Source organism: Paenibacillus sp. J31R30 (genome assembly GCF_059692115.1).
In genome coordinates this window covers 110,637-119,818 of the sequence record NZ_JCAUAV010000017.1, presented here as the reverse complement: position 1 = coordinate 119,818, position 9,182 = coordinate 110,637, and the positions used below count along the sequence as shown (strand labels likewise).

General features: G+C 37.5%; 7 protein-coding genes. All 7 read right to left on the bottom strand.

Annotated elements, in window-relative coordinates; all coding sequences use genetic code 11:
- Positions 1-450: 450 nt before the first annotated feature.
- The 7 genes from AC58QO_RS30855 to AC58QO_RS30825 all read right to left on the bottom strand — a co-directional run bounded on the left by AC58QO_RS30855 (position 451) and on the right by AC58QO_RS30825 (position 9,178).
- Positions 451-963, bottom strand: a complete 513-nt coding sequence (locus AC58QO_RS30855; RefSeq protein WP_497272367.1) for a protein NO VEIN domain-containing protein — start codon at positions 961-963, stop codon at positions 451-453.
- 115 nt (positions 964-1,078) lie between these two features.
- Entirely contained in the window at positions 1,079-1,366 is a 288-nt protein-coding gene (locus AC58QO_RS30850; protein ID WP_497272365.1) for a hypothetical protein, read from the bottom strand.
- A 58-nt stretch (positions 1,367-1,424) separates the two neighbouring features.
- Positions 1,425-1,607, bottom strand: coding sequence for a hypothetical protein (locus AC58QO_RS30845; RefSeq protein ID WP_497272363.1), 183 nt, complete (start codon positions 1,605-1,607; stop codon positions 1,425-1,427).
- A 417-nt stretch (positions 1,608-2,024) separates the two neighbouring features.
- Entirely contained in the window at positions 2,025-3,890 is a 1,866-nt protein-coding gene (locus tag AC58QO_RS30840) for a hypothetical protein (protein WP_497272361.1), read from the bottom strand.
- Positions 3,874-5,895: an McrB family protein gene (locus AC58QO_RS30835; RefSeq protein ID WP_497272359.1), complete on the bottom strand. Its 2,022-nt coding sequence runs from the start codon at positions 5,893-5,895 to the stop codon at positions 3,874-3,876. Before AC58QO_RS30835 ends, AC58QO_RS30840 begins: the two co-directional genes overlap by 17 nt.
- Entirely contained in the window at positions 5,879-7,189 is a 1,311-nt protein-coding gene (locus AC58QO_RS30830) for a hypothetical protein (RefSeq protein ID WP_497272357.1), read from the bottom strand. Before AC58QO_RS30830 ends, AC58QO_RS30835 begins: the two co-directional genes overlap by 17 nt.
- A gap of 144 nt (positions 7,190-7,333) precedes the next feature.
- On the bottom strand, positions 7,334-9,178 hold the full coding sequence (locus tag AC58QO_RS30825) for a nuclease-related domain-containing DEAD/DEAH box helicase (protein WP_497272355.1): 1,845 nt from the start codon (positions 9,176-9,178) through the stop codon (positions 7,334-7,336).
- Positions 9,179-9,182 lie beyond the last annotated feature (4 nt).

Here is a 9,182-nt window from a genome sequence, read left to right as displayed (position 1 = left end):
TTGAGCAAAGAATTAATGATCTTTTAGATGCCTATGAGAAACAGATCCTTGAAAGACATGAGCTCGTCGCAAAATTAAAGGGATTGATAAATTGAAGTGAATATTAGGAATGGAGCTGTAGGAGCAAGAAAAAAAGACTACAAACATCTCGGTTCCTCCCGTGGGTGATTGCAGCCTTTTTATTCATTTGGTTTTGTTGGAATTCGCCCCAGCTCCTTGACGAGATGGTCTAAATATTCTTTCATGTTACTGTCAATTTTGTTGTGATGTTCATTCATTATACGTTCTGAAAACGAAGAGAAAATCATAGATCGTCGTGAACTACTATGCTACCTATTGATCGACTGGAATAACTCTTGGGAATAAACTACTTCGTATGAATAAGATCATTAAGCGTTATTTATCATTTTCAGGATTCATAAGACCGGAATACATTGGTCCCTTCACTAATTACATCAATTTCTCAATGGCATTCCAATTATTTAGATGGCTCTGATGTTGCATTGAAACTGTTGTCATGATTTGCGTTTTATTTGATGAAGAAGGTGTGGTTTGGATTGACGTTTGCGTAACAGTCACGTTAAGGCTATATTTATTAACTGCCTGTGTTTTCTTGTTGGTGATTGGATTAAAGACGCTGGGTGGAACGACAAAAAAAACGCCTGCTCCATATAGGTATGCTATTACTAAATCGCACGAACTATATTCATTCGTGGTTAATTGAAATATTGTAGAACTTCCAGAAATAAAGCGTCTTGTCTTCACCTCGATTTTTATTTTTCTTTTATTTTTCAAGTCTATAAGAACTGTATCATAACCTAGTTCGTTAAGGTTTGGATAAACATGCCATTCCGTTATACCCTTGCTATTTCTGTTAACTCTCTTGCAAATTTCGTGCAATTGCAATAAAACCGTTTTTTCTCCAACCTCACCCAATAACTGCTGAATGTTTTGAACAGACAACGTTTCATTCCCACCTTTTATTGATTACTGATAAATGTATATTCATATCTTCCAAAAAATGAGTCGCTTCCATCTGTTATCGGGTTCTTTTCTAACTAAACTATCTTTCATTAAATTACTCAGCGTACGATTCGGTCATAATTGCATAGTGTTCCTTTAGTTTATCAAACGCGTTAAGAGTAACCTTGTAATGGTTCCAACCTGCATGAATATCATTATTTAAAATAGATTCTTCGTCGGTATATCTTTTTAAGAACGTTATTCCCTCCCCATTTAGTTCATGCGGCGTTGATAAATAGTAAGTATCAATAATACAATATCCTTCAATCTGAGCGATTGGTCGTCTTTGACCCGTTGATGGGTGGTAAGGATGATGACCAACGTTGGCAATTTTATTTTTCATTGATTCTACCACCGTCCCTGCATATTCACACGTCACTGGAATCTGTTGTCTTTAGTAGCTAGTCACCTATTATTCCGGTCTTTTCTAAATTATTTATAAATTTTGTTACATAGAGCTCCGACCATTTGCACATTCCTTCTGCATCAAAACTACTGTCAGATTCCATTAGTTTTCCCAGCGCGTCAATTGCACTTTTTGCTTCCGGAAAATCATACTCGAAATCAGACCCTAAACCTTTCACTCGAACCAAAGCCTCGTGCATAACTGATATTCCGTGGTAATCCCTTAACGTACCATCTTTAATTTAACGCTCGATGGTTCTCAAATATATTAGTGCAGGATGTTTTTCCATATCTTTCAATTCCTCCATTTTATTTTTTAATTAGTATGTAATTTAGTTTTGAGTTATTCTTGCCATAATGATCCATAATGCCTCTCTATCTTTAGGCGTACCGGAGAATATGCGCAAGGCAGTTACTTGCGTTGCTACCGTAGACTGAACAGAGGTATTCCAGTCTGCTGTTTGTGGTTCTTATACATTCTGACTTCCGGTTCCTCATCGAAAGTATAACTATCACATTCTTCTGTTTCATCGTTCCTTGCTTGTTGAGCTAGCAATTCTTCTTCCGAAGCTGTAATAAATTATTCCATCTGAAAATCACCCTCTCATGTTATTTTTCTTAAAAGAAGATAGCGTATCTAGCCATTTTTGAAAAGTATAAACTAACATATCCAGTCCAACGGTGTCACCCTGTTCACCCGGATGTAATTGAAGAAACGTCCCACATCCCGTTTCCATTAATGGTTCTGTTTCTTCATCTCCAGGATAGATACATATTACATTATGAATCGGTGTCCGTTCGTATCTTTTAATCACTTTCTCCATTTTCACATACCGAATCATAAAGTATTTAGACATTTGCAGCATTGTGTCGGTGTAACCTATGTCCGAGTAAATATTCCAAATAGGACGATACTTTACTTCCAGAATTAAAGAAGAAACAAATCTTGGCCCATCTGAATTTGAATGTTCGGAATATAAATCAATGCGAATATCTGGTCTTCGATTCGCTTCTGGACTAAAAAAGTGGGTTTGTTTCTCTAGAGCAATTTGTTCAACATTCTCTACTTGATGGTCAAAAGTAATTACAAGAATATTCGAATCCTTTTTCAGCCTTACAGTAGTTCCTTCTTGTAAGCCTCCTAGGTAATAGCTTTTCTTTAACTGCTCTGTAATCGTATCATGTTGTGATTCAAACCCAAGACAACAAAAGCTTTCAATGGTCTTAAAGAGTACATAGTATTCGTACAATTGTGAAGTAGGTTTAACAACTGGTACAAGCAACTCTTTAGAATGATTACGATCTACTTTATTCCACGAAGTTGAAGACTTCCAAATCTCATGAATTGCACCATAAGCATGATGCTGTCCAAGTAACAATCGACGAGGTGCTTGATCCGCAACATCTCTCCAAAATGCCGTATGGATCGATTTTCTTAATGCTCCTTGGTCAATTTGGCACCGTTCCTGAAACTTTTGAAGTTCACTTAGCTGATTAGCTATCTGACTTAGATTCTGCTTATTTCCATAGATTGTATTAGATATTTGGTCCAAATGAACCCTTGATACAACCTTTCGTTGTCTCAATTCTCGAAGATTCATTTCGTCGTGTTCAATAACATTTTCAAGTCGATCGTGCTTTAAAGAGAGGATATCGTAATCTGACTGCAGATGAGTTATCACTGTTCCCATCGTAACCAATATCGACTTTACCCAGTGTTTAATTAGACGATTATATTCGGAATCTGCATGAAGGTCCATACGCCGATTTAAAGTCTTAACCCCTTCGTATTTGGCACCTTTACCTAATGCATGCCAACGGGCACTTATTAATGTTTGTTTGCGTTCGGTCGACTCAATCACATAGACTTGTTTTAGTTCTACTTCGAAATTCAACTCAATGGCCTTTATAGCTTGAAGAAGCTGCTTTTCCACTCCTCTATACCAAGTGAAATACCTCCATGATGCGTATTGTTCGAGTACATTTGGATTTGCACTTGCTCTTTTCATTTTCAAGTAATCTTGAACCAGGCCTTCCAAAATCTGATTCAAAGTTAAATGTATAGATACCATTTGTTCCTCTGTTACATTTCTAGGTACAATCTCAAATGTTCCATAATAGATAATTCCCTTAAAAATAACTCGATACTGATACAAGCCGCAGCGCCAAGGATATTCTTCTGAGCCCCGTGCTAAAATGTGCTTTTTACTCTCCAAAGAAAGGAAAATCGGTTTTTCCAGCGTGGTTTCATTACGGTTGACTAATTGATCCCAAAGAAAAATAACCTCTTCCTCATCTTCACAAGCAGATAACTCTACACTGAGTTGTAGATTTTCTGTAATCTGAATTGGGGTGATATTTGTCTGTTGCAACGCGAGATTATCAAGGGCAATTCGTCTAACCGACGAGCCTTCCCCTTCCCATAAGTTAATGAGAAAAGGCAACTCAGTTAGCATAACCATGTACCGTCAACTCTTTCGCCTTTTTCTTTAATAACTGAATCGAATGTTCGAAAGTTGAAATTTTTTGACTTGATGCAGATAGAAGAATAGTGGCGAGCAAACCTTCCTGAAAATCTTCGCCCTCAAAAAATCCAACAAGTCTCCCTATAGTCGATTCCATTCCAGTAATCTTGGATAAGACCCGCTGCTTAAATTGTATATCTAAAGCAGTTCCGCGGCTTACTGCCATTGAACCATCTGCTAGAATAGGAACATTGGTTAAATAATGTGCAATTGCACGTATCACCCTAAAAGATATGCCCTGTTGGCTGTCTGCCTGTTGCATAATGTCATGTACATGGTCCATAAGTGCAATCTCGTCGTCAGTCAAATCTGATATATCCCCTACAAAACTACTCATCCAACCATCTCGGTAAATGGATTTCGATATGTGAGTAGCTACATATGTTCCAGGTGTTTGTTGCTCCCGCATGTCGCGAACTTCCTTGAAGCTTAATTTTCGTGGTGTAATGACATTCGCTCTATCTAAAAGGCGCTGAGAAAATGTTTTGGTTGTTTCATCAAAGTTAACCGTACCAACAAAAATAACATTATCTCCAATCATAACTTCAGACGGATAAGCATTCCTACATTGAATTTGTGAATGGTACAATTGAAGTTTACGTTTGCTTTTTTCTAATTCTAGTAATGAAATAAACGGACTAAACCAATGCTCCACCTGCGCTAAGTTCATCTCATCAAAGATACACATATACATTTGCTCAGGATTTGACTCAGCTTCTATTAATAAACTAACAAGACCAGTTTCACTCTCTTGATATAAACCTGTGCCTGGGTTTAAGAAGCCCAATATATCTCCTGGTTCATGATATGAAGGCGAAATAGGTAATAATTTTATATGTCTCCCATATTCAAGTCCAAGTGTTTTTCCATAAAGTAGCGCGAGTTGTGATTTTCCTGTGCCAGACATACCTCCAATAATCGATAACATATTTGTTTTTAAGCTCAGATGTAAATTCACGAGGTCGGTTTGATCAAAATATAACCCCTCATTACGTGAATTATCAGATAGATTGCTTAGAAATGAAGCCTCATTAGTTTCACCGATGAAAATTCCTGCCTCAACTTTATTTCGGTTTTGTTCTATTACTTTGGATTCTGGCTCTATTGTCTTCGTATTTCCCGTTAATAGTTGTTTCTTTTTCCTCTCAAGCCTTTTATCCTTAGCTTCATGCAAAGGAAAACCATTAGCCGCTATTTCTCTATGGAGCTTATGAAAATATCCCGAAGCAACAACGTATACTTGATCACCATGTCTGAGCAGCACGTTATTAAAGAAATCAGACGTGACCTCCATACAGCGGACTTCATCCGGATTTTGCAAGTAATAGGTGGTTGGGTTGCCTGATGTTTTCATTTTCCCTTTGCTATAAAGAACTTTATCTAGATAAATAAGTGAAGGACTACGGAATAAATCAGGATGATGTGGCAAAACAAAAGGCCGATTTTGTTTAAGTCGCTCATCAAAGTCTCCTCCTTTTTCATTCACACCTAAAAGAGGCCCTGATATAATTTCATATTTATCCTCTATGAGTTGATCCTTCAACTCTTCAATCTTTAGAATTTCTAGGAAAAGATTCGTACTGCTTGAATATAACGAGAAAAGTACAAGTTTGTTCTTTAAGCTTTGTTGTAGCTTTTTTCTCTGTTCTTCTGGCTTTAATCGATCAAAATCGAAAACAAGCTGAGTCTTTATTTTCTGTAAATTATTTGAGCTTCTCGTGCTGCCGCGAAAAATTTTGTTCTGATAAGCAAAATGCTGCGAGATTTCGTCTGGTATATCAGACAAACATTTAATATGAAAAATAAGGAATTCCTGATTTCCGTCTTTTACAGGTTCAAGCATAGAATACGTCATTTCTTCTTCTGTTGTTAATCTTCCTACGAAAACGGCTTTCTTTAATCGTGCTTCTATATCACTCGTAAGTTCACGCGTTAATTTCATTGATAATGGCTCCTTCTAGGTAGTAGATGATTTGTCTCGTTACTGCTGTGGCACTACCGCTTACCGATTTATACGACAGATCAAAGAGTTCTACGTTCTCATCTAAGTAAAATTGCTCTTGCGATGTAAAACAATCGGAATGTATGAATATGTATTTTACGTTTTCTTCAAACTGACAATCCAGTAAGTCAGAGACATCATGAATAGTGATAATTTGACTAGTTGGAAGCATACTAGCATATTCGTCTTGGTTAAAACGTGTAATCAGTACAAATTCGGACTCCGTAACAAGATGAGGTTCTTCTATTACTTTGGTAGCAGCGACCTGCTCCTTCGATTCATATTGTTGCTTAAGACATTCGATCTCTGCTTGCTTCTCTGCATATATTTTTTTATATTCCTTTTCAGAATCAGCTAACTTTTTCTCGTATTCGGTAATCTGTCTCTTCAGCGCTGTTTCTACTTCTACTCTTTCGCTGTTTTGCTTCTCTAGCTTTTTTAGCTTTCTCTCTTGTGCCTTGTCTTCCTTTTCTAGCACGCTTTTTTCTTTTAAGAGGTCTTCGATCATCTTCCAAAGTACCTTTTGACTATCATGAAATGCCATCTGAAAAAAAACTGCTTTTTCCCCTTCAGTCCATTTATTGATTTCATCCATTTTGGTTGAAGCAAGATATGAAAGTTCTCCGATTGTCACAGAATTTTTCTCTTGAATCCAGTCTTTCACGCTACCTTCAACTTCCAGTTGCAGATCCAGACTTTCTTTTATGAGCAAACGAAACTCTTCATTGGCTGAAGCATCTTCCCATGCTAATGCTTTTAATTGAAGCTGCCTTTTAGGAGCAAGTTTCTTCGTCCCTAGATCCTCCAGAGGATGCTTCTTTCCTTGTATGTTCTGTTGAATTTTGTCCTTGTTGTCATTGAATATCTCGGGATATAATATACCGGTTAATGCAATGGCCTCGGCTGGTGTAATCGTATTTCCAATCCTAGATTTATGATAGAAATCTTCGAAATTTATTTTCGACTCCTTCGTTTTAATGGCCGTGGGTTCATACCACTTTTTCATCCAGATATATTCATTCAAATTTTGCCTGAGCTTCTCAATTGTTTTCTTGCGAAGCATAGCTAATGGAGCCTTCCCCTGATTTTTCGAAGTAAAACCTTGAATTTGAGGCTGAATAATGGTTGCGATTTTACGCAGTTCATTTTCATTCAGCAGTTGATATATCATCTCCAACCAAGCATCTTGGCTGATTATTTCAATCTCTTCGTTGTTCTTCACTTTAGTAGCCATGTGGTGTCTCCTTAAGATTCATTTTTCATTCCGTTACTTTAATTAAATCACAGGAGTAGGTCATCTGTTTGTCATGGAATGTATGTTCCTATGGAAAATAATCCTTTTAGTTCCTATGCATATTTGTTTAATTCAGAACGCAACTCACCATGAATCCTCCATATGATCGAAGAGTTGTCGATTCTGTATGAAAAACGAATGGTAACCATCATTGCCAAAATTAAGTAGTATCAAATGTTTTCTGCATCGAGTAAGTCCAGTATATGTTAACTCATCCATTCCAATAGAAGCGCCACCTTCATCGACCCGTGTGCCTGGTTCTAATAGCAGGACCAGGTTCCGAATCTCCCAACCTTTAAAGCTATGAATTGTAGAGAGCTTACTTGTACCTCTATTCATCCAGAAGCTCATCTTCTTGCTCCTTCGGAGCTCATCTAACTGCATTTTCAGCAAAATTGGATCAGTTACTTCCTCCTTCAACTTATCATGCATTTCCTTTTCCTCGAAGGTAGTTGTTGTCCGCTCATTTCGATAAGTTCTGATATATAGATCAAATTTTTGCAGAATGTCGTAGTTCGCTGCTAAAAACCCGATATCATTCGGGTGCAGAGATAAGCCATCTAGCAGTGAGTACAGCTTCTCTGCATGCTCCAATGTGCAGCGCTCTGCGTAATAATAGTGAACTTGATGATCAAAACCATTATCAAAATCCAAAAGCATTTGAACCGGCTTAAGCTCATCTTTCTCATATTTGGTTACAAGATACTTGTCCTGAAACTTGGACGCTATTTCACATACCTTATTGGATAATCGGTGCGTCTCCGTGAGACTGTTCCATTTCCCTGAAATTAGTGTTCTTATTTTACGATCCTCCAGCTCCCGACCGTAGATATTTTGCTTCTCGTCTCCGAAAACGACAAACTCACCACCGCGCTGTAAGAAATAGTTTTTGACAAGTTTCTGCCATTCCAGCTTAAAATCCTGGATTTCATCAATGAAAATAGCATCGTATTTCGTGATTTTTGCGGCTACTTGTTCAAAAAAATGCTCATTATCATAATCGGTGTAATTGCTGACTAATAAGTTATAGTTATTACTTTGGCTTTTAAAAAATTGATGATAGTTAATGATTGTAAACCTACTCCACTTAAACTGCTCTCGTACCCGACTAATTTGATCATGGATATAATTAACAAGCGTAAGGTTATAGGTAAGAATAAGCACATTACCACCTGTTCGTTTGTGCGCATTAACAGCTCTTTTTGCCAACACAAGTGTTTTTCCCGCACCAGCGACGCCCTTGACTTTCTGTTGCCCCGACCTACTTATAGATAATTCCTGTTGCCGTTTGGTATAAGTAATGCTCTCACCATTTTCTAGCGCATGTTCAGATGGGGACAAGTATCGTAGAAATTTTTCGTACAGTTCGTTTGTAAACAATACAGAGGGCTTATCTAGTCGTCGCTTCTGCAGGATCTTATGTAAACTCTCTTCATTGAGCGAGTCATGACCTAAAATATCAAAATAAGCACGATCCCTTGTTTTTTCTTGATCCACAAAATTCGATGCCCGGGACTCCGTTTCATTGTGAAAATATACAGCAAAATGAATCACGGAATAATAATTTCGATTATTAATTTTCTTTTCCAATAACCCTTCAATATGTAACCCATACAAATTATTTTTGTATTCCCGCGCTTGTTCCACCGGTGAACTTACGAACCCTTTATGGTTCTTAAGTCCCCAAACGCCATTACGTTTAACAAAGTAGTAATCGAGGTTCCAGTCTTTTACTTCTAATATCCATACTCCCACTCCTTTCCGCATCACAATGACGTCGGGATTGTCACCATTAAGACAGGGTTGAAAGAACACCTCGTAACTGTTATCTAATGTGGTTGCCAATGCTTTAAGTAATGACCTTTCGCCTGCCGTAGGTGGGACCTTCAATGTTTCAATCTGTTCCAAAGTAGGAGAAAAAATAGCCATATTA